The 24,266-nt window shown below is 63.0% G+C and carries 21 protein-coding genes and 1 tRNA gene; 12 read left to right on the top strand and 10 right to left on the bottom strand.

The genetic code is table 11. The features are described 5' to 3' along the window. The first annotated feature begins 56 nt into the window (after positions 1 to 56). From CLN94_RS08555 to CLN94_RS08530, 6 genes are all read left to right on the top strand, one after another. Positions 57 to 770, top strand: coding sequence for a uroporphyrinogen-III synthase (locus CLN94_RS08555; RefSeq protein ID WP_096433187.1), 714 nt, complete (start codon positions 57 to 59; stop codon positions 768 to 770). A 69-nt stretch (positions 771 to 839) separates the two neighbouring features. Then, positions 840 to 2,075 carry a COG4223 family protein gene (locus CLN94_RS08550; RefSeq protein ID WP_096433185.1) on the top strand — a complete coding sequence of 412 codons (1,236 nt, stop codon included), beginning with the start codon at positions 840 to 842 and terminating at the stop codon, positions 2,073 to 2,075. 10 nt (positions 2,076 to 2,085) lie between these two features. Next, positions 2,086 to 3,582: a heme biosynthesis protein HemY gene (locus tag CLN94_RS08545; RefSeq protein ID WP_096433183.1), complete on the top strand. Its 1,497-nt coding sequence runs from the start codon at positions 2,086 to 2,088 to the stop codon at positions 3,580 to 3,582. Between the two features lie 76 nt (positions 3,583 to 3,658). Then, positions 3,659 to 3,734 (top strand) — tRNA-Thr (locus tag CLN94_RS08540). A gap of 481 nt (positions 3,735 to 4,215) precedes the next feature. Next, positions 4,216 to 5,187 carry a hypothetical protein gene (locus tag CLN94_RS08535; protein ID WP_143598893.1) on the top strand — a complete coding sequence of 324 codons (972 nt, stop codon included), beginning with the start codon at positions 4,216 to 4,218 and terminating at the stop codon, positions 5,185 to 5,187. Beyond that, complete coding sequence (locus CLN94_RS08530) at positions 5,184 to 5,699, top strand: hypothetical protein (RefSeq protein ID WP_096433179.1); 516 nt, start codon at positions 5,184 to 5,186, stop codon at positions 5,697 to 5,699. The genes CLN94_RS08535 and CLN94_RS08530 overlap by 4 nt, the downstream gene beginning before the upstream one ends. Before the next feature lie 80 nt (positions 5,700 to 5,779). Here the strand turns inward: CLN94_RS08530 and CLN94_RS08525 are convergent, their stop codons facing one another. The 4 genes from CLN94_RS08525 to CLN94_RS08510 form a co-directional block, all read right to left on the bottom strand. Further along, the gene (locus CLN94_RS08525) at positions 5,780 to 6,094 is read right to left on the bottom strand and encodes a hypothetical protein (RefSeq protein ID WP_096433177.1); all 315 of its coding nucleotides are present in this window, start codon (positions 6,092 to 6,094) and stop codon (positions 5,780 to 5,782) included. A gap of 173 nt (positions 6,095 to 6,267) precedes the next feature. Next, complete coding sequence (locus tag CLN94_RS08520) at positions 6,268 to 6,834, bottom strand: hypothetical protein (RefSeq protein ID WP_096433175.1); 567 nt, start codon at positions 6,832 to 6,834, stop codon at positions 6,268 to 6,270. Next, a complete protein-coding gene (locus CLN94_RS08515) occupies positions 6,831 to 8,540 on the bottom strand; it encodes a hypothetical protein (RefSeq protein WP_096433173.1) in 1,710 nt (569 codons plus the stop codon). Before CLN94_RS08515 ends, CLN94_RS08520 begins: the two co-directional genes overlap by 4 nt. Then, complete coding sequence (locus CLN94_RS08510; RefSeq protein ID WP_096433171.1) at positions 8,537 to 10,801, bottom strand: glycosyltransferase; 2,265 nt, start codon at positions 10,799 to 10,801, stop codon at positions 8,537 to 8,539. Before CLN94_RS08510 ends, CLN94_RS08515 begins: the two co-directional genes overlap by 4 nt. Positions 10,802 to 10,863: 62 nt before the next feature. Between CLN94_RS08510 and CLN94_RS08505 the strand changes: the two genes are divergently transcribed. From CLN94_RS08505 to CLN94_RS08480, 6 genes are all read left to right on the top strand, one after another. Then, positions 10,864 to 12,606, top strand: coding sequence for a class I SAM-dependent methyltransferase (locus CLN94_RS08505; protein WP_143598892.1), 1,743 nt, complete (start codon positions 10,864 to 10,866; stop codon positions 12,604 to 12,606). 84 nt (positions 12,607 to 12,690) lie between these two features. Continuing rightward, on the top strand, positions 12,691 to 13,461 hold the full coding sequence (locus tag CLN94_RS08500; RefSeq protein ID WP_096433167.1) for a transglycosylase SLT domain-containing protein: 771 nt from the start codon (positions 12,691 to 12,693) through the stop codon (positions 13,459 to 13,461). After that, on the top strand, positions 13,461 to 15,545 hold the full coding sequence (gene flhA, locus CLN94_RS08495; RefSeq protein ID WP_096433165.1) for a flagellar biosynthesis protein FlhA: 2,085 nt from the start codon (positions 13,461 to 13,463) through the stop codon (positions 15,543 to 15,545). The genes CLN94_RS08500 and flhA overlap by 1 nt, the downstream gene beginning before the upstream one ends. After that, the gene (locus CLN94_RS08490) at positions 15,542 to 16,318 is read left to right on the top strand and encodes a flagellar biosynthetic protein FliR (RefSeq protein ID WP_096433163.1); all 777 of its coding nucleotides are present in this window, start codon (positions 15,542 to 15,544) and stop codon (positions 16,316 to 16,318) included. The genes flhA and CLN94_RS08490 overlap by 4 nt, the downstream gene beginning before the upstream one ends. Continuing rightward, entirely contained in the window at positions 16,315 to 17,394 is a 1,080-nt protein-coding gene (locus CLN94_RS08485) for an EscU/YscU/HrcU family type III secretion system export apparatus switch protein (protein WP_096433161.1), read from the top strand. Before CLN94_RS08490 ends, CLN94_RS08485 begins: the two co-directional genes overlap by 4 nt. Further along, the gene (locus tag CLN94_RS08480; RefSeq protein WP_096433159.1) at positions 17,394 to 17,720 is read left to right on the top strand and encodes a hypothetical protein; all 327 of its coding nucleotides are present in this window, start codon (positions 17,394 to 17,396) and stop codon (positions 17,718 to 17,720) included. The genes CLN94_RS08485 and CLN94_RS08480 overlap by 1 nt, the downstream gene beginning before the upstream one ends. A gap of 61 nt (positions 17,721 to 17,781) precedes the next feature. Here CLN94_RS08480 and CLN94_RS08475 read toward each other — a convergent pair whose 3' ends face one another. From CLN94_RS08475 to CLN94_RS08450, 6 genes are all read right to left on the bottom strand, one after another. After that, entirely contained in the window at positions 17,782 to 18,882 is a 1,101-nt protein-coding gene (locus CLN94_RS08475) for a flagellar basal body P-ring protein FlgI (RefSeq protein ID WP_179300275.1), read from the bottom strand. Then, positions 18,882 to 19,895, bottom strand: a complete 1,014-nt coding sequence (locus tag CLN94_RS08470; protein ID WP_096433155.1) for a flagellin — start codon at positions 19,893 to 19,895, stop codon at positions 18,882 to 18,884. Before CLN94_RS08470 ends, CLN94_RS08475 begins: the two co-directional genes overlap by 1 nt. Before the next feature lies 1 nt (position 19,896). Continuing rightward, the gene (gene flgK / locus CLN94_RS08465; protein WP_096433153.1) at positions 19,897 to 21,351 is read right to left on the bottom strand and encodes a flagellar hook-associated protein FlgK; all 1,455 of its coding nucleotides are present in this window, start codon (positions 21,349 to 21,351) and stop codon (positions 19,897 to 19,899) included. 24 nt (positions 21,352 to 21,375) lie between these two features. Next, positions 21,376 to 22,683 carry a flagellar hook protein FlgE gene (locus CLN94_RS08460; protein ID WP_096433151.1) on the bottom strand — a complete coding sequence of 436 codons (1,308 nt, stop codon included), beginning with the start codon at positions 22,681 to 22,683 and terminating at the stop codon, positions 21,376 to 21,378. A 98-nt stretch (positions 22,684 to 22,781) separates the two neighbouring features. Further along, positions 22,782 to 23,627 carry a flagellar motor protein MotB gene (locus CLN94_RS08455; protein ID WP_096433149.1) on the bottom strand — a complete coding sequence of 282 codons (846 nt, stop codon included), beginning with the start codon at positions 23,625 to 23,627 and terminating at the stop codon, positions 22,782 to 22,784. A gap of 87 nt (positions 23,628 to 23,714) precedes the next feature. Continuing rightward, on the bottom strand, positions 23,715 to 24,239 hold the full coding sequence (locus CLN94_RS08450; RefSeq protein WP_096433301.1) for a flavin reductase family protein: 525 nt from the start codon (positions 24,237 to 24,239) through the stop codon (positions 23,715 to 23,717). Positions 24,240 to 24,266 lie beyond the last annotated feature (27 nt).

The following is a 24,266-nucleotide window of genomic DNA, read 5'->3' as shown; positions in this document are numbered from 1 at the left end:
ATAGGGTTTCTTCGCAGGTAACACCACGTTAGCCCTCAGACAATCCCGAGGCCCGCATGTCCGCCCCTGATGATCCGCCCGTTCTGCTGCTGACCCGCCCTGCGGAGGCGAGTCGGCGCTTTGCTGCGGCGCTGGGCGCTGGGCTTCCCGCAGGGGTCCGCGTAATCGTCTCTCCGCTGCTCGAAATCGAGGCCGTTGGGGGCCATATCACGCCGGAACAGAGCGTTATCCTGACTTCGCAAAATGCCGTTGCGCGGCTCGCGTCCGGCGCGGGCCTGTCGGCTTGGTGCGTCGGGCCGCGCACGGCGGCTGCGGCCGAGCGCGCGGGGTTGGAGGTGCGCGCGGTTGCACCCACCGCCGAGGCGCTTCTGGCGCAGATCGTCGCAGCGGGCGAGACCGGGCCGCTTTTGCATCTGCGAGGCGACAAGCTGGCCTTCCCGCTGGCGGAGCGGCTCAATCAGGCTGGAATCGAGACGCATGAGCAGGTGGTTTACCGCCAAAGACCACAGCCGTTGACGCCGGAGGCGGGCGCGGTTTTGACGACGACTGATCGGGTTGTCGTGCCCCTGTTCTCGCCGGAAAGCGCGCGGCACTTTCTTGCTGAGTCTCAGGGCGCGTCGGCGCGTCTCGAAATCGTTGCGATCAGCGAGGCTGTGGCGCGAATCTGCTCGGATGCGGGGATGAAGGCGGTTTCGATCGCCGCGTCGCCCGATGGCGAGGCGATGACATCGGCGGTTTTGCGCCAGCTTGCCACGCCTATGCCGGGTTGAGCAATTCGGCGCCGCTCACTAAGTTACCAAAGACAGCGCATTTTCTGCGGCACGTCTGGAGGGGTGGTCATGGCGAAAGCGAAATCCGGCGAGAACAACGAATCCGAGGCAACGCCCAAGGTCGAGATTATCCCGGTTGATGGCGTGATCGAGGAGACCTCCGAGGAGAAGGCGCCGGAAGAAGCCGTGGTTGAAGACGCCGAGGAGGCGACTGAGCCCGAAGGCGATCCGGCCAATGAGGGCGACGCCGAGATGCCCGTGGCGCTTGAAGAACCCAAGGATGAGGCCGAAGAGGCCGCCTCCTCTGTCGAGGAGCCGGCGGCTCCTATGGCCGCATCGCCGGCGCCGGAAAAGCGCGGTGGTGGCTTTGGGGCGATGCTTCTGGGTGGCGTCTGTGCGGCTGCGATCGGGGCGGGGGCGGTGCTTTTCGCGCTGCCGAACCTTCCGCCGCAACTGGCCGGGCTTTTGCCGCAACAGGGCGCCGAGGCGCAGGCCGAGATTGCTGCGCTGAAATCCGCGCTTGAGGCGCAAGACGGGAAGTTGGCCGAGCTGACCGCTGCGCTTGAGGCAACCAAAGCCGATGCCGCGCAGGCCGAGGGGGGGCAGGCCCAGATCGCCGCGCTGGCTGATCGTCTGGCCAGCCTTGAGGCGCGCCCGGTGGCCGAAGGTGGCGTGCCGGATGCGGCGCTCTCGGGTCTGCAGGCCGAGATTGAGGCGCTGCGTGGCCGGATTGATCAGGTTGCCTCCGAGAAACCAGATACAAGCGCCGCGCTCGAGGCGGTGCAGGCGCAGGCCGAGGCGATGCGCGCCGAAGCCGAAGCGGCTGCGCGCAAGACCAAGGCACAGGCCGGTCTGACGCGTCTGGTTGCGGCCTTCGATGCCGGGCAGCCGCTTGGCCCGATCCTGGACGATCTTTCGGCGCAAGGCGTCTCGGTTCCGACGGAGCTTCACGGGGAAATCCCCGCGATGGGTGCGGTTCAGGCGGCCTTCGCCGAAGCTGCGCGTGAAGCGCTGCGCGCCGTGCGGATCGCGGACAGTGGCGATACGATCACCGGCAAGATCGGGTCGTATCTTCTGGCGCAGACCGGAGCGCGCTCGCTTGAGGCCAAGGATGGCGATGGCCCCGACGCGATCCTGTCGCGCGCGCAGGCCGCCGTAGATGCTGGCGATCTTGCGACCGCGCTGGCGGAAATCGGGGCTTTGCCCGAGGCCGGTCAGGCTCCGATGGCGGGCTGGGCCGTGCTGGCGCAGCGCCGGATCGACGCGAGCACCGCGCTTGCGGCGCTGGCCGAAACCCTGAACTGAGGAGGCAGAGATGATCTGGACATTCGTGAAAGTTGCTCTGTTCCTCCTGCTGGTTGCGGGGGCGACGATGGGGGCCACCTATCTGACCGAGATGAAGGGCGGCATCTTGCTGCAGGCCTTCGGTTATGAATTCACGCCGCCGCCGCTGGTGGCGGTGATTGGCGCGGCGCTTCTGTTCATCGCGATCTGGGTTTTGATCCGGCTGATCGGTCTGGCGGTGGCGTTCCTGCGCTTCCTCAATGGCGACGAGACTGCGATCAGCCGCTATTTCGACCGTAATCGTGAGCGCAAAGGCTATGAGGCGCTGGCCGAGGGGCTGATGGCGGTGGCGTCCGGCGAGGGGCGTCTGGCGCTGACCAAGGCCGCGCGGGCCGAGAAGTTCCTGCATCGCCCCGAGTTGACCAACCTGCTCCTGGCGCAGGCGGCCGAAACTGCAGGCGAGACCAAGAAAGCCGAGGCGGCCTACAAGCGCCTTTTGGGTGATGAACGGACCCGGTTTATCGGTGTGCGCGGGCTGATGGCGCAGAAGCTGGCCGCGGGCGATACCGCCACCGCGCTGAAACTGGCCGAGAAGGCCTATGCGCTGAAGCCGCGCCATGCCGAGGTTCAGGATACTTTGCTGGAGCTGCAAACCAAGGCGGGTCACTGGAAAGACGCGCGCGGCGTGTTGCAGTCCAAGATGCGTCAGGGTGCGCTGCCCAAGGATGTGCATCGGCGCCGCGATGCGGTGATGGCGCTGCAGGAGGCCAAGGATATTCTGGCCGAAGGCGCGTCGATCGAGGCGCAGGAGGCGGCGATCGCCGCGAACAAATCTTCGCCAGACCTGATCCCGGCGGCCGTGATGGCGGCGCGGGCCTATATTCTGAAAGGCAAGAAGCGCCACGCGAGCCGTGTGCTGCTGAAGGCGTGGGGGGCGCAGCCGCACCCGGAAATCGCCGCCGCCTTTGCCGAGATTGAGCCCGATGAAAGCGCGACCGCACGGATGAAACGTTTCCGTCCGCTGCTAAAAGAGCGCCCCGATCACGAGGAAACGCGCCTCTTGCAGGCTGAGCTCGCGATTGCCGCCGAAGATTTCCCCGAGGCGCGGCGCGCGCTGGGCGATCTGCCGGAGGTTCATCCGACCGCGCGTGTTCTGACGATCATGGCGGCGATCGAGCGCGGCGAAGGCGCGGATGATGCGGTTGTGCGGGGCTGGCTGGCGCGCGCGCTGAGCGCGCCGCGCGGGCCGCAATGGTGCTGCGACAAATGCCAGAATATCCAGTCGGAGTGGAGCCCGGTCTGCAACAACTGTGGCGGCTTCGATACGCTGAGCTGGCGCGAGCCGACGCAGGATGCGATGCCGCTGCCGCATGGCGCCGAGATGTTGCCGCTGATCGTTGGGCAGGTGCCTGCCGAACCGGTCGAGGAGGCCGAGGTCTCGGATGAGGATGTGCCGGTCTCTGCGGATGCCGATCCGGCGCTTGAGGCGGACCTGATCGAAGAGCCGGCCGACAAGGCAAAAGACTAGTCTGCCAATCGCGCCAAATAGTTGCAATTTGGGGCTACACATCGCTGCACGGGCATGCTAATCGGCGCGCCACAGCGCCGGTGTAGCTCAGCTGGTAGAGCACGTCATTCGTAATGATGGGGTCGGGGGTTCGAGTCCCTTCACCGGCACCACCCCCTTCCAGGGTGGTTCAGAAAATCTCGTGTTTTGACGCATCCGACTCCCCGGCAAGGGAGTGTTCGCAACGGCACTTTCTGCAGGCGATCGCGCAACTGGTTCCGTCGCCTGCTGGGAAGCTGTTATAAATACGTCATATTTTACGTCGGGCGTCGTTTTTGAGGTTGCTGGCGCGCGATTCTCGGCCAAGACGATTCGAGGCATCTGTTCCCAGAGAGAGACAGTATGATGCAACTGTCCTCGATCTCGCGCCATAAGCAACCTTAGGTGGTATAACCTTGCGGAACTACTCGCCCTTCAATTGAAAATCTGGCCAAATTAAGGCCAAATTGGGTAATTCATTGACAAAATTAAGGCGCAGCGGGACCATGAACCTAATTGAAGACGTGTGTTGCTGTGAAAATTCGGCGCCACATGAACAAAGCAAGTTTGAAGTCTGAACGTTTGCGCAGGGAAGATCGCGCAGGGGAGTTCGTAATGGAACAAGTTATGAAGCGCACGAGTTCGCTCGTGACCGGTGCATTTTGTGCCGTATCAATGACCGCGGTCGCCGCGATCGCGGCACAAGCGCAAATCGACGATGCCCTGACGGGCCAGATTGATTTTCGCTCGCTCGAGTTCGAGGCCTGCCTCGACGCAACGACCTGCACCGTGAACGGGGTTACCCTCTCGGCGACCCGCCAGGGGCCGGACGGCGCCAGCTCGGCCGCGACCCTTTACTGGGATCCGATCGACGGGATCGGCGTGAAGGGCGGCGGTCAGAATGACGAAATCGACTTTGATGAACAGCTGATCGTCAAGCTTGCCAAGCCGAGCGCGATCACGTCGGTCTGGATCAGCGATCTCTTCCTGTCTGAGGCTGCGCATTACGGTGCTGCTGCGGCGGGTGGTTCGGACAGCGAAACGGCCGTGGTCTCCCTGAGCCGCGATGGCAAGGCTGCTGCGCAACTCGTGCTCAACGGCGATGCCTCGCTGCCGTCGCGCAACTTCAACACGATGGTGTCGCGTCGCTTCCAGGATAACGGTGACCTTCTGCAGCGCGTGATGGTGCGCAGCGGCAAGATCTCGATCCAAAGCGGCAGCGGTTACCGCTCGGCGGCGCTTCAGCCGAGCGCGGAGGGCGTCGATGCGGCCAAGAAAGCCGCGATCTTCGACGGTGCTCAGACCTATGAAGTCGAAACCGACCGGCTGCTCGCCCTGATCGACGGAGTGACGCTTTATGCCGTCGGCAAGGTCAATGCGGACCAGGTCGAGCGCGTTGCCGCGACTCGCGACGGTCTGATGAAGCTGCGGGAGACGGGCAAGGTGCTGCGGAAAACCGGCAACGTCTCGAACGGTGAAATCTCGGGCGATCTGCCGCAGGCAGTGAGTGCGGACACGCTCGTGTTCAGCGCGCCCTTTGGCACGAGCAACGATTATTCGGTTGCCGGATTGGTGGTGTCCAAATGAAACGTGGTATTTTTACGATCTTCAAACATGTTGTCCTCGGGTCGGTGATCGCGTCCCGCGCGGTGGCCTCGGTGGTGCCGATGCACGATCCGAAGTCGGGCTCGGGCGACACCTGGACCAACATGCGCCGCGAGATGGAATCGCGTGAGCCGTCCACCGTTCGTGCCGCACTGCAGCACTGGATCGGTAATGACGGTCATAACCTCGCCCTGCGTGACGCGATCGAGCAGAGCTATCAGGTCGCCGGCATGGAAAATGCCGAAGAGGTCGATACGTTCTGGATGGAACTGATCCGCGCGCGCGGCGATGCGTCGATGATCGCGATGTTCCTCGAAGTGCGCGGCGCCATGGATATGTCCGCGCCTCGCACCCGTGAGCAATATCTCAAGGATTGGCTCTACAAAACCGGCGGTGCGTATGACTGCGGCGGTAACTGCGGTGAAGGCGTTGGTAATGGAGGCGGCAACGGCACCCCGAACGAGGGTGGTGGCGTCGGGCCTGGCAAACCGTAGGATTTAAGGATTTATGGCGGCGCTTATCATTTGATGAGCGCCGCCATTAAAATTTCTGTAGCCAAGTAAGGGGCTCCGCGTTAGCGGAGCGCCAGAACCGTTTTGGAGCCGAGGCTCGCTTCGAGCTGGCCACGGCCATGACCCGTCGCCATCAGGCAGCTCATGCCGTCCGGGGTCGCGACGACCATCGTCCAGCTTTCAGCTTTCGGCGACGCGTAGACAAGCACGCTGTGCTCTTCGCGGGCCGCGCCTTCGAACGCGAGCGTTTCGTTAAACCGTTCTTGCAGACGCGCTTCCACGTGGTTGCTGCTCGCGCACTGAGCCGCGAACACCGAGCCTGCACCGATCGTTTGAGCCGCGATAAGGACTGCGGCGGTCCATGCCTTCGATTTCATTTCCAACCTCATTCCAGTTAGCCAGACTTCTGGCGTTAAACACCGGGCCCTCGTCACGCATACGCCTGTCCAGAAACCCGAAGACTGCCTTCTGCCCCCGGTGATTGGGTATGCTCTGAGATTCGGGCGCGAATGCGGCGCGGAAATGGAGAAATGCGGCCGTCAGATGCGAATTAGCCAATATTTATTGGCCAAAGTCGCTCTCCGGAGGCGGCGTGACGGAGCTGTGTCAGCCCGAAACGAGGGGCAAGTGCCTCTGTCAAAAGCATTAAATCTGGCGCCTGACATTGCAGGGCAGAAAATCCGTAGCGCGACAGAATTGGCAGCGCCCGAAAGCTTTCACACAGAAATAATGGACGTAAAAACGGGTCTCGATGATGTTCAGCGGCGAACTTGAGCAGAATCGCCGCCAGATTCGAGTCGGATGAGTCGGGTAACCAGATCGCCGTTGCGGGCAAACGTTCGGGCGATTCCGTCCAGGAAATCCGCCCGAGCGGCAGGGCTGTCTCGGGCAGCCCCCAGGCGTCCGCAAGGCATTCGGGGGCGATCAGGGGCTTGGCCGGGGCTGTATCGCGGGGGCCAAAGCGCAAATCGAGGGCAAAAGCCTTGCCCGAACGCAGCTCGCTGCAAAAAGCGCGATATTCATAAATCGCCAGACGCGGCCCGACGATCGTCAGCTCATCCGCCAACTCCCGGAGCAGGTTGAGCGATGCGGTGTCCTGAGGTCCCTTTGCGTTCATGCCAGCACCTCCGCGGGTTCGACCAGCGCCATGATCCGCTCGGCCATCTCGACCGAACCGTTGCGCACGCGCGGCCGGGTCGTTGCCGTTGCCGAGGCTTTGAACTGCGCGAAAAACGCGTCGAGCTGCGCGGCCATGGCCTGCGGGCTCTCGGCCTCAAGACAGTCGGCCCAGCCTTGCTTGGCCGCATATCGCGCGCGCGCCGCCTGATCGTCGAGCTTCTGGTGCTGCACGGGCACGAACATCAGCGGGTAGGTCGTGTTCTGCAGCAGCTCGTGAAAGCTGTTGTAGCCGCAGGCCGAGATCGCGCCGTCGAAGGCCTCGAAGAACCGGCCAAGCGGATAGACATGGAGCATATCGGTATCGTCGATTAGGTCGCTCGGGATCCGCGCAAGCGGTGAGCGGGCCCAGATCAGCCGGACATTCGCACGCCGGGCGGCGGCGAGGATCTGCTCGACCGCGGTCTGCTGGCGACTGAAGGCGTCGCCACCGAGGCTGACGAGGCAGAGCTTGCGCGTGAAGCTGCGCAGGCCAAGTGCGCGCCGCGCCTCGCGCCGGGGTAGCGGTGTGTTGCCGAGGGTCAGGGTGACGGGTGGTGTCACGCTGAACTTCGAGAGGCCAGTGCGCGCGGGTTTGTAGGTGACGGTCGCGCCGGTATCATCCTCGGCCGCGAGATCGCCCGGTTCAAGGATGAGGGAGGCGAACTGCCCGCCCTCGAGCCCCTCCGCCGCTCCGCCCTTTTGCCACATCGCGCGGCGGATCCAGATCAGCTCCGGCGCGCAACAGAGGGTGCCGCGCAGCGCCTCGGTCACGGCAAGGTCAATCGCGCTGCCATCCAGCACCACGGCCTCGGGGCGCAATTGTTCGAGCACCGCCTGCAAGGCGGCGACTTCCCAGCCGTGCCAGTCGCCCGGCGGGCATTGCAGGTGGCGGGCGGTCATCCGGTAATGCACCCCGTAGCCGGCCGCCTGAATGATCCCGGCGCCCTGCGAAAAACACCAGAACCGGACTTCGCCCGCGCCTTGCGCACGCAGGCTGTCGGCGATGGCCAGCATCCGCGTAAGATGCCCAAGCCCGACCCCGTTCGGCACGACGAACAGGAAGCGCGGCGCGCGCGGCTCCGGTTCGGACCGGGCTAAATTCATGAAGCTGACCAGATCATGCAGGTCGTCCGAGGCGCCGGTTGCCACATTCAGATTGGCGCGGCGCCGCAGCCGTGCCCAGTTCCACGCGCTGGCCTGCATGCGGCCCTGCGGAAAGACGATCTCGTCGCGGGCTTCGTGGATTACGCCATGAGCCAGGCGAATCTCGGGGTCGAGCCCGTCGCTGCGCAGGCCCACATCCCTTTGCAGGATCGCGCCTGCCTCACGCGCGGCGGTGTCGCTGAGCGCGCTGAGGGTGATCGGCCGGTCACCATGCCTGCGCAGAACCTGACGCAGCAGATGCAGGCCGGTGGCCCATTCGCTGGCGCTTTGGGTCGCGGTCGCACGGCGCAGAACGATCTCGATCGGGGCGGTTTCGGGCAGGTCGAAAAGGAGGCTGCCAAGAAACGCGGTCTGGCTGGTGAACAGCACACTTGCGGGCGCTTCGGCCCGCTCAAGCGGCATCGGGTTCCAGCCCTCGGCGGCCAGATCGCAGCCCAGAATGGTGGCCAGCGGGTCGTTCGGCTCGGCGCCGATCGCGACGGTCTTCTCGGGAAACGTCATGCGTCGGGCTCCTCGCCTTCGGCCTCGACGACCCCGTAAAGCCCGAGGGTCAGCATTGCCAGAGACGCCATATCGTATTTTCCAAGGATCGCCGCGCGCCGAACCTCAGGGTTCGAAAGGGCGCGCGTGTCGAGCCAGTCGAGGATCTGATCGGCGGCCATGTCAGGCCCGATCTCGGCAGGCAGGGCCAGACCGTCATCATGCAGCGCCTCGCGCACACCGCCGACATCGCAGGCGGCAACGGCAAGCCCGCTGCACTGCGCCTCGATCACCACATTCGGCGTGCCCTCGACCCGCGACATCAAGAGCAGGACATCAGCCTCGCAATAGATTTCATCGGGGCGCGAAAGGCTCTGCGCGATCTCGATGTCGTGCAGGCCAAGCTCATTGCGCAGCTCGATGATCCGGTCGAGGAACGGGCCGCTACCGACAAGCCGCGCCTGAATCGGACGAGAGGATTTTGCGCGCAGGGCCGCGATCGTCCGCAGCCATAGCTCGGGCCGTTTGTTCGCGGCAAAGCGGAAGACGCCCAGAATGCGCAGCGGCGCGGATTGCGCATCATTGGCCTGCGGCAGGAGCGGAAAGGCCGCGCCGTCGATCGCATTATGGATGACTTTCGCTTGATTGTGCCCCAGATCCAGCCAGTCTTCGTAGCCACGCGCGCCGGCCTCGGAATTGACCGTAAGCGTTACCTGCGGCATCGCGCAGAGCGTGCGATACAGACCTCGCAGCATAGGCAGGTTCGGATCTGCGCGTTTGGCGGGTTCCATGTTGCGCGCGCTCATCACGATGCGCGGGATATCGGTCAGCAGACCGGCAAGACCGGCGGCAACGGAGGAGCGATCCTGCCAGCCGTGAATGGCCATCGGTCGCTCGGATTGGCATAGCGTAATCAGCGGCAGCAGGTCGGCCCGGATGCGCGCGGGCAGAAGCGCCAGCACTTGCTGCACCTCGGGGCGCAACGTCGGGGTGTCGGAGATCGCGTCGAGATCGTGAATGCGCACGCCCAGCGCAGTCAGCTCCGACAGGAAATGCGCGTGCCCGCGCTCTTCCGCTGTTGAAAACAGCGCGACGGAAATCCGATCGGCCGGGAGGCCGGATTTCAGCAAGGCGCGGATCAGCATCACGAACTGCCGCTCCGCCCCGCCCGCGGCAAGGGTCGCATTGACCAGAAGGATATTGCCAAGGCCGGAAACCGGACGGGCGCGCTCGGGCGCCATGGCCTTGAAGGCGGGCAACAGGATTTCGGGGCTCTTGATCTGTGCCGCCGCATGGATATCGCGCGCGGCGCGGCCAAGATCGGGCAGGTAGTCGCGCGCGGCCTCCAGCAGGGCGTGCGCCGTTACGCCGATCGGCAGGCCGAGCTTCGCCATCCAGTCGACGAGGCCGATCCGCCCGGCATCGACCTGGCTTGCCGCGATCTGTTCCCAAAGGGCTGGTGAAACCGTGCCGTGCGCGCTTTCTCGGGCCAGCCGGTGCATCGCAGCAAGCATCGCGCGTTCCTGTCCAAGCATGTCGAGCAACTCGATCTGGGCCGCCAACTCGCTGGCTGAACGCGTGGGATTTTCTAGCGTGAGCAGTTCCGCCGCGCTTTCGGTTGCGTTCTCGGTGTTCTCAAACCGCTTTTGCAGGAAGGCGACCTTGAGCAGACCGGGCACGCGTTGCGAGGGGATTTCGTCAACGATCTTCAGCCAGCTCTGGATCGCTTCGGCCCAGCCGCCTTGCTGTTCCTGAACGCGTGCCTGACGCGTGGCGATCCGGGCTTCGCCGGGATGACGTTCGGCCAGATCCGCAAGCCGGCGCGCGGCGGCCTGAAACCGGCTGTTCTGGCGCAGGGCATCGACGATGCGTAGCGACAAGATAAGATCGTCGGTCTCGAGCCCCTCAAGCAGGCGCAGGCCCTTCGCGGGGTCCGTTCCCAGAAGGGCCTTGCCATAGATGATCCGGGCGGTTTCATCCTGCGGGTCGGTGCCGAACTGGGCCTCGATCAGGGTTGTGGCGGAGACGAAGTCCCCGATTTCGATCAGGTAGGCCGTATGCGCCAGGGCCTGCCCGCCGTGCAGGGTTCCGGCCGACAAAAGCGCCTCGCGCGCACGGCGCGCAAGATCGCCGGCGCCTGCAGCTTCGCATTGGCGGGCCAGAAGCTCCCAAAGTCCAGGGTGGTTCTCGGCATCATAGGGCGATCCCGACAGCGCGGCATAAGCCAGAAGATGATCGCCCTTCTGACAGAGCTGCAGAATCCGCGAGCGAACTTGCGCCACTGAGGGGGCCGAACTATCGTAAAGCAAGAATACCTTCCGAGATTTAATAGGTAGAATTAACTATGACCGCCACTGCATCGGCTCGCAAGGCATTCATCCGGACTGCGGCCACCGATATTCCCTCGATGGTCGCGAAGTCGGATATCGACTTGATCGCCCGCCATCTGGACCTGCTTCCCCCGAACCCGGTGATCGTTGAATTCGGCCCCTGGCTCGGATCGATCTCGGTGCATCTGGCGAAGGCGGGGCAGTTGCACGCCGTCGATAATTTCGTCTGGACGAAGGATCATGCGCGGCGCGTGCCCGATGTGCTCGATCCCGGCGACTCCTTTCAGGCGCTCTATGAAGCGGTTCTGAAAAAGCGCGGGCTCAAGGCCGCGGTCCATGTCACGCCGTTTGCCGATTTCGTCTGGAACGGCCCCAAGATCGACCTGGTGGTGATTGACGGGCCGAAGACTGTCGAGGGGATGATCGAGATCCTCTCGAAACTGATCGGCCATGTCGGTGAAGACACGATCATCCTGATCAAGAACGCCCTGAACCCCTCCTATCCGGAGGTCGTCTTGACGTTCCACGCGCTGATGCGGCGCGAGGCGCTGATCGCCTCCGAGATCGAAGGGCCGGTCGGCAGCAACATGCTGGCCTGCCGTGTCGGACCGGCCTTCGCGGATCTTGCGGAGATCGCCGAAAATGCTCCCGAAGAGGAGCAATCCCCCGAAGCGCAGGCCGATGACGCCTTCTTGCTGGCCGAGATCCAGCGCCGTCTGACCAAGCTGGACTGGCCGGGCGCCTATGATCATCTCTCCAAGATGAGCCCGAGCCTGCGCATGCTGACGGCCTGGGACGAGGTCGAGGGGCGGCTTGATCTCAGCCCCGAGGCGCAGGAGGATCTGGCCGTTTTTTCGGATATCTACGCGTTCCATCATGGCAGCGCCGGTATCCAGCCGGGCTCGATCGCCTATGGGCGGAGTGCGGCGCAGGCGATGCGGGCCTATTGGCTGAACAATGCCGACAAGCCCTGGCGCGGAACCTCGTTCCGCCCCGAAATCCTCAGCAAGGCTTTCGACTATGGCTACATGAGCTGGCCCAGCAAAATCCAGGAACACATCCGCGACAAGGATATCATTGATATCGGATGTGGGCCGGGTCTGCACGGGATCGGCTATCTGGTCGGCGGGGCGCGCAGCTATGTGGGTCTGGATCCGATCGTCAAGCTCGACAAGGATCGGGTCAAGAACCTCACCGCGAAATGCAAGGAGCCCTTCGGCTGGACTCCGAATGAGATCGCGGAGCTGATCGAGCCGTGGAAGATCACGCCCAAGCTCTCCTATGAACTGCCCGAAGAGCGCATGTTCGATGTCGCGACCCTGCACAATGTAACCGAACACCTTCTGCAGATCGAGGATGTGTTCCGCGATCTTTCCCTGCGGCTGCGTCCGGGCGGGGTCATGATCTACAACCATCACAACTTCTACACCTGGAACGGGCACCACCTTCCGCCCAAATCGATCTCGGCGATCAAGCCCGGCGATCCGAAGCAGAAAGAGATGATGGACTGGGCGCATATCGCCTTCGATCCGCCGCCCGAGCATTACATCTCGCGCGGCCTGAACCGGATCATGCTGGATGATCTGATTGCCCTGACCGAGAAGTATTTCGACATCGAATTCTCGGAAGAGATCCCGACGCGGCCGGAAAATGGCGCGCTTCGTATCACGGACGGCATCCGCAACCGGTATCCGCATCTGACCGATCGCGACCTGCTGACCCAGAACCTGTTCTGTATCGCGCGGGTTCGGATCTAGCATTTTGCCGGTGCGCGGAAACCATTTCTAAACCAGATCGGTCTAGCTCTGGAGGTGCAAGAATTGCACTCAAGGGTGAAACCCATGGTTACGATCTGGCGTCTTGGCCTGCTGATTTTCGGATGTCTTCTGGCGCTGGGCGCGCCGGGGCATGCCGGGCGCATGACCGACAATGCGGCGCTGTGCGAATCCGCGGCCGAGATGGCCTCTGCGCGCACCGGCGTGCCGGTCTCGGTGCTCAAGGCGATTTCCCTCAATGAAACCGGGCGCAAGCTGAATGGTCAGTTCCGGCCCTGGGCCTGGACGGTCAATATGGAGGGGAAGGGCGTCTGGTTCGAAACCCGCGACGAGGCGCGTGCCTATGTCGCCAAGGAATACCAGCGCGGTGCGCGCAGTTTCGATGTCGGCTGCTTCCAGATCAATTTCAAATGGCACGGCGAGGCCTTCGCCTCGATCGATGCGATGTTCGACCCGCTGGAAAACGGGATCTATGCCGCGACCTTCCTGAAAGAGCTGTATCAGGAGAAAGGGTCCTGGAAAGCCGCCGCTGGCGCCTATCACTCGCGCACCCCGAAATATGCCGATCGTTATGCCGCGCGTTTTGAGCGGTTTCGGGAAAACTTGATGGGCGAAGATGTTGCCGGTGGGCACGTTGATGCTCTGCCCGGTGCGAGGGGCGAAGTGCCCGACATCCCCGATATCGTTGCCGCCAACGCACCCGGATCCCGCCGCGACCGCGCGCGGGTCAACACCTTTCCGCTTTTCATCCGCAAAGAGGGTGGCGAGGCCCGGATGGGCGGCGCTTCGGGGGCCAGCCTTTTCGCCGTCGCTTTCGAAAAATCGAAGGCGCAGTGATGGGCAACGGGACGCTTCTCAAGGTCTTCCAGCCGACGATCCTCTTGTCGCTGGCGCTGATGGCGGTGATCGTGATGATGATCCTGCCGGTGCCGGCCTGGGTGCTCGATATCGGTCTTGCCGCCTCCTTCGCCATTGCCATCCTGATCTTCACCGTCACTCTGTTCATCGAGCGGCCGCTGGATTTCTCGGCCTTCCCGACGATCCTGCTGGCCTCGCTGATGCTGCGGCTCTCGCTCAACGTCTCCTCAACTAAGTTGATCATCGGGCAGGGGCATACCGGGACGGCGGCGGCAGGCGATGTGATCGAGGGTTTCGCGAATTTCATCATGGGCGGGTCGGTGCTGATCGGGCTTGTGGTGTTTTGCGTGATCCTGATCGTGAATTTCATCGTCATCACCAAGGGCGCCGGGCGCATGGCCGAGGTCGGCGCGCGCTTTGCCCTCGATGCGATGCCGGGCAAGCAGCTGGCCATCGACAGCGATATGAATGCGGGCGCGATTGATCATGCCGAGGCTCGCGCGCGGCGCGAACGCGAACAGGCCGAGACGACCTTTTTCGGATCGCTCGACGGGGCGTCGAAATTCGTCAAAGGCGATGCGGTGGCGGGGCTCTTGATCACGATGCTGAACCTCGTGATGGGGCTGATCATCGGCACCGCCGTTCATGGGATGCCGATCGGTCGCGCGATTGAAACCTACTCGATCCTGACGGTCGGGGATGGGCTGGTCAGCCAGATCCCCGCCGTCATCATCTCGATCGCCTCGGCGATTTTGCTCGCCCGCGGCGGGGCCAAGGGTTCGGCCGATCTGGAGCTGTTCCGGCAGCTGGGCAGGTTTCCACCGGCGCTGATGACGGTCGGGGTGTTGATGGCGCTTTTCGCGCTGGTGCCGGGTCTGCCATTCATCCCCTTCGTGGCGGGTGCAATCGTTCTGATTGGTTCGGCGGTCATGCTGCGCCGGGCTGAGCAGAAACGGCGCCAGCGTGAGGCGATGAAGATGCCGGCCCCCGAAACCGCGCCGCGCAAGAAGTCGATGGGTGACGTGCTTGATATGGATGATATCCATGTCGAGTTTGCGCCCGATCTGGTCAGCATGGCGTTGGACCCGGCAACGGGGCTTGACGTTCGTATCGCGAATATGCGCCAGCACGTGGCTTCGAGCTTCGGGCTGATCCTTCCGGAAATTCGCCTGACCGATGATGGCGCGCTGGAGCCGGGCCATTACCGCATTCGCATTCAGGGTGCCGAGCAGGCCAAGGACCGGCTTTATCCCGACAGCGTGCTGGCGCTGATCGCGGATAACAGCGATTTCTTTCCCGATGGCGAGGATGTCCGCGAGCCGGTCTATGGCGCGCCGGCACGCTGGGTTCCGGCAAAGGCGCAAGAGGAAGCGGCGCTGAGCGGATCGACCGTGGTCACCGCGACGGAGGTTTTGGCGACTCATTTGCTGGAGGTGATCAAGCGCAACTTCAGCCGCCTGATGACCCTGCGCGCGCTCAAGCGGCTGCTGGAAGAGACCTGTAACCTGTCGGACCCGGCCCGCTCTGACGCCAACCGTCGTATCCTCGATGAGCTGATCCCCGACAAGGTTCCACCCGACCTCTTGCTGGCGGTGCTGCGGCTGTTGCTGGAAGAGCGTGTTTCGATCCGCAACCTTCTGCTGATCATCGAGGCGATCGCCGAGGTGCGCAGCCTGCAGAACCCTGAGGCGATCTGTGAGCATGTGCGGCAGCGGCTCGGGTTTCAGCTGGTCGCGGAATTGCGCCGCGAGGATGGCACGATCCCGATGATCCAGCTTGCTCCCGAATGGGAGGAGCTTTTCGCGACCTATCAGCTGCCGGGCGACCGGGGCGGAGATATCGCGCTGCCGCCCGACAAGTTCAACCGCCTCGCCGCGAATATCGCGGACCGTCTGTCGAAGGCGGGCGAAGCGGGCGCATTTCCCGCCCTTGTCACCACCGCGCGCCGCAGGCGGTTCCTGCACGCGGTTGTCGGCGCCAAGGGGCTGGGCGCGCCGGTTCTGAGCTTTGACGAGATCGGATATGACGCACGGCCCGCGATGTTGGGAGTTGTCCCGGCATGATCGAGGCGCTGGCAGAGCTGACCCGGATTTCAGGCGACCTGCTACAAGCTGGGTTTATCATCTTTCTGCGCGTCGGCTCCGTGCTTGCCCTTGCGCCGGGGTTTGGCGAACGTTCGATCCCGCCACGTATCCGCCTGTCGCTCGCGGTGGCTTTCACCTTGGTGGTCTTTCCCGCAGTGGCGCCGGAGCTGCGCGCGGGTCTGCAAGAGGGGTCGATCTGGCGCTGGGTCCTGGTTGAAAGCGCGATCGGGCTTTCGATCGGGGCAGTTCTGCGGTTCTTTCTGATTGCGCTGATGCTGGCGGGAACGATGATGTCTCAGGCCAGCTCCCTTTCGCAGCTTTTCGGCGGGTCCAGCGGCGAGCCGCAGCCGGCTATCGGCAATCTGCTGGTGCTAGGGGCTCTGGCTCTTGCGATGGGGCTCGGGCTGCATGTGCAATTTGCCGAACTTCTGATCGCCTCTTACAGCGCTCTGCCGCCCGGCGTGATTCCGGATGCCGCGTTGATGAAGGCCTGGGGGCTCGAAGGGATTTCGCATAGCTTCTCGCTGGCGTTTTCCCTTGCTGCGCCCTTCGTGATCGGGGGGCTGATCTATAACGTTGCGCTGGGGGCGATCAACCGTGCGATGCCCCAGCTGATGGTGGCATTCGTCGGCGCGCCCGCGCTGACAGCCGGGGGCCTGATCCTGCTGGCGATTGTTGCGCCTGCGACGTTGATGATCTGGCATCAGGCCTTTGTCGATTTCCTGATCGCTCCGTTCGAGCTTGCGCCATGAGCGAAACGGACGAAAGCGAAAAGGAATTCGATCCATCCCCGCGGAAGCTCGAAGAGGCGCGCCGCCGGGGTGATCTGGTCAAGTCGGCAGAGATTAACGTGGCCGCAGCCTATGCCGGGCTGCTCATCGCATTCATGGCCCTCGCGGGTGTGACGATCGGCGAATTTGGCGAAACCATAGCAGCCATGATCGCGAATTCGGACACGCTTTCCTGGACCGTGTTTCGGGGCGGGGTATCCATCATTGCCGGGGGCATCTCGCGCGCACTGATCGCGGTTCTGCCGTGGTTCCTGTTTCCGGCGCTTGCGGTTCTGGCGGCGATTTTTGCGCAACGCAGTCTTGTTGTTTCGGGCGAAAAGCTCATACCCAAACTGAGCCGGATTGACCCGATCGCCAACGCAAAACAGAAATTCGGGCGCGCCGGTCTGTTCGAGTTCGCCAAGAGCTTCGTAAAGCTGAACGTGATCGGAGCGCTCCTTGGGGTCTTCCTTTGGCGGGAGCTTGATCTGATGCTCGCGGCGCAGCGTCAGGCGCCGGGCGGGGTGATTTTGATCCTTGGCTCGATGATCGTCGAGTTCCTGATCCTTCTGACGGTGATCGCGGCCGTGCTGGGTGGGCCCGATTATCTCTGGCAACGGTTTGAGTTTCTGCGGCGCAACAGGATGACGCGCAAAGAGCTCATGGATGAGATGAAGCAATCCGAGGGTGATCCGCATCTGAAGGCGCAGAGACGCCAGAAGGGGATCGAGATCGCGACACGGCAGATGCTGGGTGATGTTGCGAAGGCCGATGTCGTGATCGTCAACCCGACGCATTATGCTGTCGCGCTCAAGTGGGATCGGGCCTCAAGGCGCGCACCGATCTGTGTTGCGAAAGGTGTCGACGAAATCGCGCGCCGCATTCGGGAAATCGCGATGGAATCCGGGGTGCCGATCCATTCCGATCCACCTACGGCGCGTGCGCTTTTCGCGGCGGTCGAGGTCGATCAGGAAATTCATCCCGAACATTACAAAGCGGTCGCGGCCGCAATTCGTTTTGCGGAAAAGATGCGCAAGGTTGCGCGGCGGAGGCTGTAATGGACAAGAACGGCCAGAAAGAGCGGCTGCGCGCGATCACCGAGCTGATGAGTGATCGTGCGCTGGCACGTTTTGCCCGGATTGGAGCGGAGGTTGGGGCGCTTGAGCATCGTCTGGCTGATCTGCAGGCTGAAGCGGTACGTCAGCGCAGATCAAGCAAAACCCTGGAAGATGCGAAGGCGCTTGCTGCGTTTGAGGCATGGTCGTCACTGCAAGCCGAGATCGTCAAGAAGCAGCTTGAGGCGGGCCTGACTACGCTGGAGGCAGAGCGCGTTGCTGCACAGCAGGCATTTGGAAAACACCAGGTCCTGAAGAGATTACGATAAAATTGCCCTCGGCAGGAAAACCCCGCCCGCGCAAACTAGCGCGGGCGAGGCTATGCCTTGATCAATTTACGATGAACTCGGCATGAAGCGCGCCCGCCGCGTTGATGCTTTTCAAGATATCGATCATGTCACGCGGCCCAACCCCAAGCGCATTCAGTCCCGCGACAACCTCCGAGAGTGAACTGCCATCCGATACTTCGGCCATCTTGAGCCCGGCCTCTTCCATGATGGAGGCTTCAGAGCGCGGAACAACCACCGTCTCGCCGCGCGCGAAGGGATTCGGCTGAACCACCATCGGCGCTTCTTCGACCTTGAGCGTCAGGTTGCCTTGGCTGACGGCGACTCGTGAGATGCGCACATTTTCACCCATCACAATCGTTCCGGAGCGTTGATCGACCACGACACGTGCGCGCTGCTCGGGCTCGATGGTGATGTTTTCGATCTGCGAGATCAGATGGGCCGGAGAACGTGCGCGCGAACGCCCGACGTCAATCGCGACGGTTCCTGCGTCCTGCATCGCCGCGATGGCGCCTCCGAAATTCGCATTGATCGCGCGCTCGATCTTGTTGGCGGTGGTAAAGTCGGGCGTGCGCAGGGCCAGTCGAATGGCCCGCAGGCTGTTCAGCTCAAAATCGATTTCGCGTTCGATGCGGGCACCGCGCGGAATGTTGCCCGAGGTCGGAACCCCCTGAACCACCGAAGCCGCGTCCGCCTCGACCGACGCGCCGCCGGCAATGATCGGCCCCTGCGCGACAGCATAGATTTCGCCGTCGGCAGCCTTCAGCGGTGTCATGATCAGGGTGCCGCCCAGGAGGCTCTTGGCATCCCCGATCGCCGCAACCGAGACATCAATCTGCCCGCCGGCGCGCCCGAAGGGGGGCAGTGTTGCCGTCACCAGAACAGCCGCGACGTTCTTCGGACGGAATTGCTCTCCGGTAACGTTAACGCCCAGCCGTTCGAGAATGTTCGACATGATTTCTTCGGTGAAAGGGGCGTTGCGGATGCCATCGCCGGTCCCGTTAAGTCCCACGACGAGCCCATAGCCGACCAGATCGTTGCCGCGGACCCCATCGAATTCGACGAGATCCTTGATGCGAATTTCGCTTGCCGCGCAAAGCGTCGGCAGCAGCAGAATAAAAAGCAGGGAGAGGAGCCGTTTCATCAGATGTAGTCCACCAGCGAGAGGTCGGTCATGCGCGCAGTCAATGTGTAGAGCGTTTCAAGTTGGGTCTGCAGCGCGTTCAGGGCGGAGGCGGTGTCAAATTCGTCGACGCCGATCATCGACAGGCGCGCCAGTTCGAGGCTGTGGGTCTCTGCCGTGTTTCTGGCCTTGGCATCCTCGATCAGGGCCTCGCTGGTTCCCAGATCGGCGCGCAGATCGGCAAGGCTGGTTTGAGCGGCCACGATCGTCTCGCCCGAGAGGCGCGCGAGGCTTGCTTTTTCGACAAGATCACTTCTGAAAAGCCCGTCTGAAATGAGTGTGGACAGGGCAAATCCCTTCAGGGTCTGTCGGATCTCGGGCGATGCCGCCGAGGCCGGGATATCTGTCGTTTCCCCGTCCGAGGTCATGACCGGGCCGAGTGCGGTCAGTGATCCGGCATAGGCCGTATCGAGAAAACCGCCCGCACCCGGAGCCGCGGCAAACCAGTCATCGACGGCCGTCATAACACCCGAGGCCGTGGTTTCGCTTGCAACGAGGGTCTGCAACTCCAGCAGAATATCGCTGGCAGAGGATAAAGGGCGCGTGTCGCTTGCCGCGCCGGAAAAGATATAGCGACCCGCGACATTGGTATTCAGCGTCGCGACCAGCGTTTGGAATTTGGCGGCTGCGTCCTTGGCGGTCGCGTCGATGATGATCGAATTCGTGGTCGTCGCCGCCGACAGAAGCGAAACGCCAACGTCTCCGGTCAACGCCTGAATAACCTCAAGCGAGGACTGCATCGAGCCGGTCAGCGTCGCGGCCTCGGAGACGGCGGTGTCGTAGGATTGCAGGGCGCGGAGTTGCTTGTTGATACTGGCCAGGGCGGTCATGTCCCCGCCAAGTGCCTTGCCGATGTCGCTGTGCACGCCAGTCATCAACTCTTTGGAGAGCGTGCTCATCTCTTGCTTCAGCGAGACATTGTGCTGCCGAAGGCGGAACTGCAGGGCCATGTCTCCGACCGAGAGGTAGTTCATGTCACAGCTCCAGGATCTGATTGATGAGGACGTCGAGCGTTTGGATTACGCGGGCATTCGCCGCGTAGGCTTGTTCGATCTGGAGCAGCATCTGCATTTCCTGATCGGTATCGACGCCATCCGCGAACGACAGCTCTTTCAGAGCGATCTGCTGCGAGCCGCGATAGGTTTGCTGATCCTCGGCCGAGATCCGACTGCCCGAGACCTGAGACAGAAGATCTGCCAGCAGATCGCCGCTGCTGTTTGGGCCGTCACTGAAGGTGCCGGAGGCAGGAGCCCGCGAGGTGTTCAACGCAGAAACCAGAGAGTGCAAAAGGGTGGCATCGCCGGGGTCACCGGAGCTTGTCGCACCCAGCCCGTCACGTAAACGCCAAAGCGCGCCGCCTTGTGCCGGATCGGCGGCGGCTGAAATGGCGATGCGTTGCGCCAGCCCGAGCTCATTGGCCGGGTCGAGGGTCAGGCCATTGTCCGTAAAAAGCCCTACCGCACCCGGAGCAAGTGTGGGATCGAGCGTCGGGTCAGAAAATCGCTCGATCAGGTCGCGGGCAAAGGCATCGAGTTGCGTTTGCGCCTGAGGGGCGAGCGTGTCGCGGATGTCGAACAGGGTCCCAAGCGATCCGCCGCCCAGAATCCCGGTATCACTTGCCGAGATGGGGCGCCCGTTCAGGGTCAGACCCGAGAGGGTCCCGGAGGCCAGTGACATATCCGCGGAAATGAAGCCCGTTGGATCGAACCCAATCTCTGCGGGGGTGCCCTCCAGCAGGATTGCGCCGCCCGAAGTATAGAGCGCGACCTGGTTATTCTCGCGCATCACGGTGCGAACCGGCACGATTTCGGACACGGAATCGATGAGGAGATCGCGCTGATCCATCAGGGCGGTTGGATCACGCCCGGCCGCTTCATGGGCCAGGATTTGGGCGTTCAACTCGTCGATCTGGATCAGTGAGGTGTTCAGCGTCGAAACCTGCGCCGCGATTTTCTGATCCGCTTCGTTGCGGATGCTCTCGACGGTTTTCGACGCAGCATTGAGGTGCTCGCTGATTGCCCGAGCCGATGACAGGACGGCGTTAAGCCGCGTTTCACTGTCGGGGCGGCTGGCGGCCTCGATCAGCGTACCCTCGAACTGCGCGAGTTTTGCAGAGAGGGAATGGTCATCGGTTGGCAGCCCAAGCGCAGTTTCAATCCGGGTGTAAAAGTCCGCGCGCAGATCGGCGCCGGCTGCGGCAGAATTGGCAAGCCGCAAATCGCGCTGAACTATCTCGTTTACATCGCGCGTGACGCCGACGACGCGGACCCCGGCGCCTTCGCCCGAGAGGGCCCGCGACGCAAGTTGCACTTCACGCCGCGCGTACCCCTCGGTCATTGCATTGGCCGTGTTGGAGGCGACGATGTCGGCCAGCCGCGAGGTCGCGGTCAGCCCCGACAGGGCGTTGATGAGTGAGCCGGATATACTCATGTGACGCCCTCCTCAGGCCCGAGATCAGCGTTTGATGTTCGTCGTCTCCTGCAGCATCTCGTCCACGGTCTGGATCACTTTCGCGTTCGACGAATAGGCCCGCTGCGTCTGGATCAGGTTGGTCAGTTCCTGCGCGACATCGACGGCAGAGCCTTCGCGGGCGTAGCCTTCGATCGCCCCGGTCGGACCATCACCTGCGTCCCAAAGGAAGAACGATCCGGAGGTTGGCGACACCTGGAAGGTCTGATTGTCGAGAGTGATCAGACCATTCTGGTTGGGCACATCCACCAGCGGGATCTGATAGAGGGTGCGGATGAAGCCGGTGTCATAGGTCGCCTTCAGGTAACCGTTCTCATCGACCTCGACCGCAGTCAGGTTTCCGACCGGCGAGCCATCCTTGGTGATTGCGGTCGGGGCGAAGCTGTCGGATAGCTGGGTAAGGCCATTGGTGTCGCCGATGCGCCCGATGGTCATCGACAGGGGGCCCCCCGCAACGGTCAGATCGAGGGTGCCGGTGGCCGGATCGTAGATGCCACCCGAGACAACCGACACGGAGGCGAGCGTACCGCCATTGCCGCGGCTGTCGTCGAAGGTCAGCGTATACTCCCCGATCACCGCATCGTTCTGCGCGGAATCGGTGATGACCATCGTCCACTCGTTCGAGGAGCCCGTGGCGGGAACCGTCGGCGTAAAGGTGATGCCGAGGGTTTCGGACGTGCCGAGGTTGCCGAAATACTCGACCGAGAGCGGCAGCGCATCGCCTGCAGCGCCGGCTTCGGTATCGACGGCGGGGAGGTTGACGCCGAGGTTCATCACCGTGGTCGGATCGCCCGCGGTCTGGTTCGCGTTGACGACCACAGGCTCAAGCCCGGCGACCGTATCGCGCGGCATGATCGGAATCGTGCCATCCGCATTCGCGGGCCAGCCAAGGAGGACCAGCCCCGACTCGGTGACCAGCGTGCCGTTTGCATCGGTGCGGAAGGCGCCCGTGGTGGTCATCATCAGGGGTTGCTGGCCCATCTGGTTATCAATCGACACCGAGGGGATCACCGGCAGCATGCCGCGCCCAGAGACCGCAAGATCAAGCGCATTCGAGGTGCCGACCAGCGCGCCGCGCTCTTCGATGAGGCGGGTGGTCGAGGCCCGAACGCCGCCTGCCGAATAGGCCCCGGCCCCGCGCGCCTGGTTGATCACCATGCTTTCAAAATCGGCTGTGGCGCGTTTGTAGCCATAGGTGCTGGAATTGGCGATGTTGTCGGAGATGGTCGCGAGGCGGGTCGCATTGGCGGCCAAGCCGGCGACGCCCGCATTGAGCGAAGAAGAGATGGACATGAATGCGCCTTTCTGCTGCTGCGTCCCTATGTGAGAGGCAGCATGCGCACCCAGCCCTTAACATCCGGCTAACAGCTACAATCCGATCTATTTTCGGCCTAGTTCCGCAGCAGGATCAGTTCCATCCGGTTGTTGCGTACCGACAGAGGACGCGCGGTGGTCGCCAGCTTGCGATCTGCGAAACCCGTCACGCGTTGAATGCGCCGAGGCGCGATTCCCTTGGTTTCAAGCAAGCCGCGCATGGCCTGAGCGCGGGCGGTCGATAGCTCCCACGCGGGGTTTCTGCGCAGCATTTCGGGATAGGACTGGATATGGCCGTTGATCGCGATCTCGTTGCCGATGAGGCCGAAGACGCGCGCGATCATGGCGGCGATCTCTTGCGTGATCGGTGTCGGGCTGGCGCTGTCACGCGCGAAAAGGGGCTCATCCTCAAGGTCGAAGAACTCGACGATCAGGCCCTCGTCCGTGACCCGGGTCAGGATATGACGTGCAAGCTGGTCTGAGACCATCGACTCGCCGCCGCTTCCCATCAATGCGGTCCGGAGGTCATGGGCCATCTGTTGAAATTCGGCCTCGCTCTGGTCCTTGGCGTGATCCTCGCTGTCCTGGCCTCGGGCCTGACGCTGTTCGGTCGGGCTTTGTGCCGAGGCGCCGGTGCCGGTCTGCGCGATCTGATCCTCGGAAAAGACCGACTCGCCGCCGAAAGCACCCTCGCCCCCGCCCGAGATCCGGTTGATCGGAATCGTGGGATTGAAGTAATCCGCGATCCCTTTGCGTTGTTTTTCCGTCGTTGCGTTCAGGAGCCACATCAGCATGAAGAAGGCCATCATGGCGGTCACGAAGTCGGCATAGGCGACCTTCCATGCGCCGCCATGATGCCCGTCGCCCGCGACGACCTTTTTCCTCTTCACGATGATTGGCGCCGCGTTTCCACCCACGCTCATGCCACCACCTCATTTCACCCGAAACCAGATGTAGCAGGCGGGGATTAAGCTGCGTTTAACAGCTAAAATGCGAAGGATTTCCGGGCCTCAGCGTTCCGGCAGAAAGCGCCCGTACTGGCTCTGGCCGAACACCAGAGGCTCGCCGGTCTCGGCGAACTGGAAGCGTGCGACGCGGCCAATGATGATCGTGTGATCCCCGCCTTCATGGGTGGCTTCGGTCACGCATTCGAACCGCGCGAGCGTGTCGGGCAGAACCGGTGTGCCCTCGGCGTTGATCTCGTAGGCGAGCCCGTCGAACCCGTGCCCGTTGCGCGTGAACCGATCGACCAGATCAAGTTGCCCGGCCTTGAGGACGTGGATCGCGAAGGATTCTGCGCAGGAGAAATGCCGGTGTCGCATCGAGGAGCGCGCCGCCGACCAGAGCACCAGCGCCGGATTGAGCGACACGGACGCGAAGGAATTCACCGTGATCCCGATTGGCGCATCCCCTTCAGCCTCGAGTGCGGTGACCACCGTCACGCCGGTGGTGAACTGCCCCAATGCGCGGCGCAGCAGGCCCGGATCGTCGGGGTTGGGGATATGGCCGCGGCTCGATTGCTCGGCTCGTGTCATCGCCTGTTCGATTTCGTCGCCCTCTCG

Source organism: Pseudothioclava arenosa (genome assembly GCF_002358085.1).
Classification (GTDB): Bacteria; Pseudomonadota; Alphaproteobacteria; order Rhodobacterales; family Rhodobacteraceae; genus Pseudothioclava; species Pseudothioclava arenosa.
Note: the sequence above shows the minus strand (reverse complement) of the source record. Positions and strands in the feature narration are given on the sequence as shown.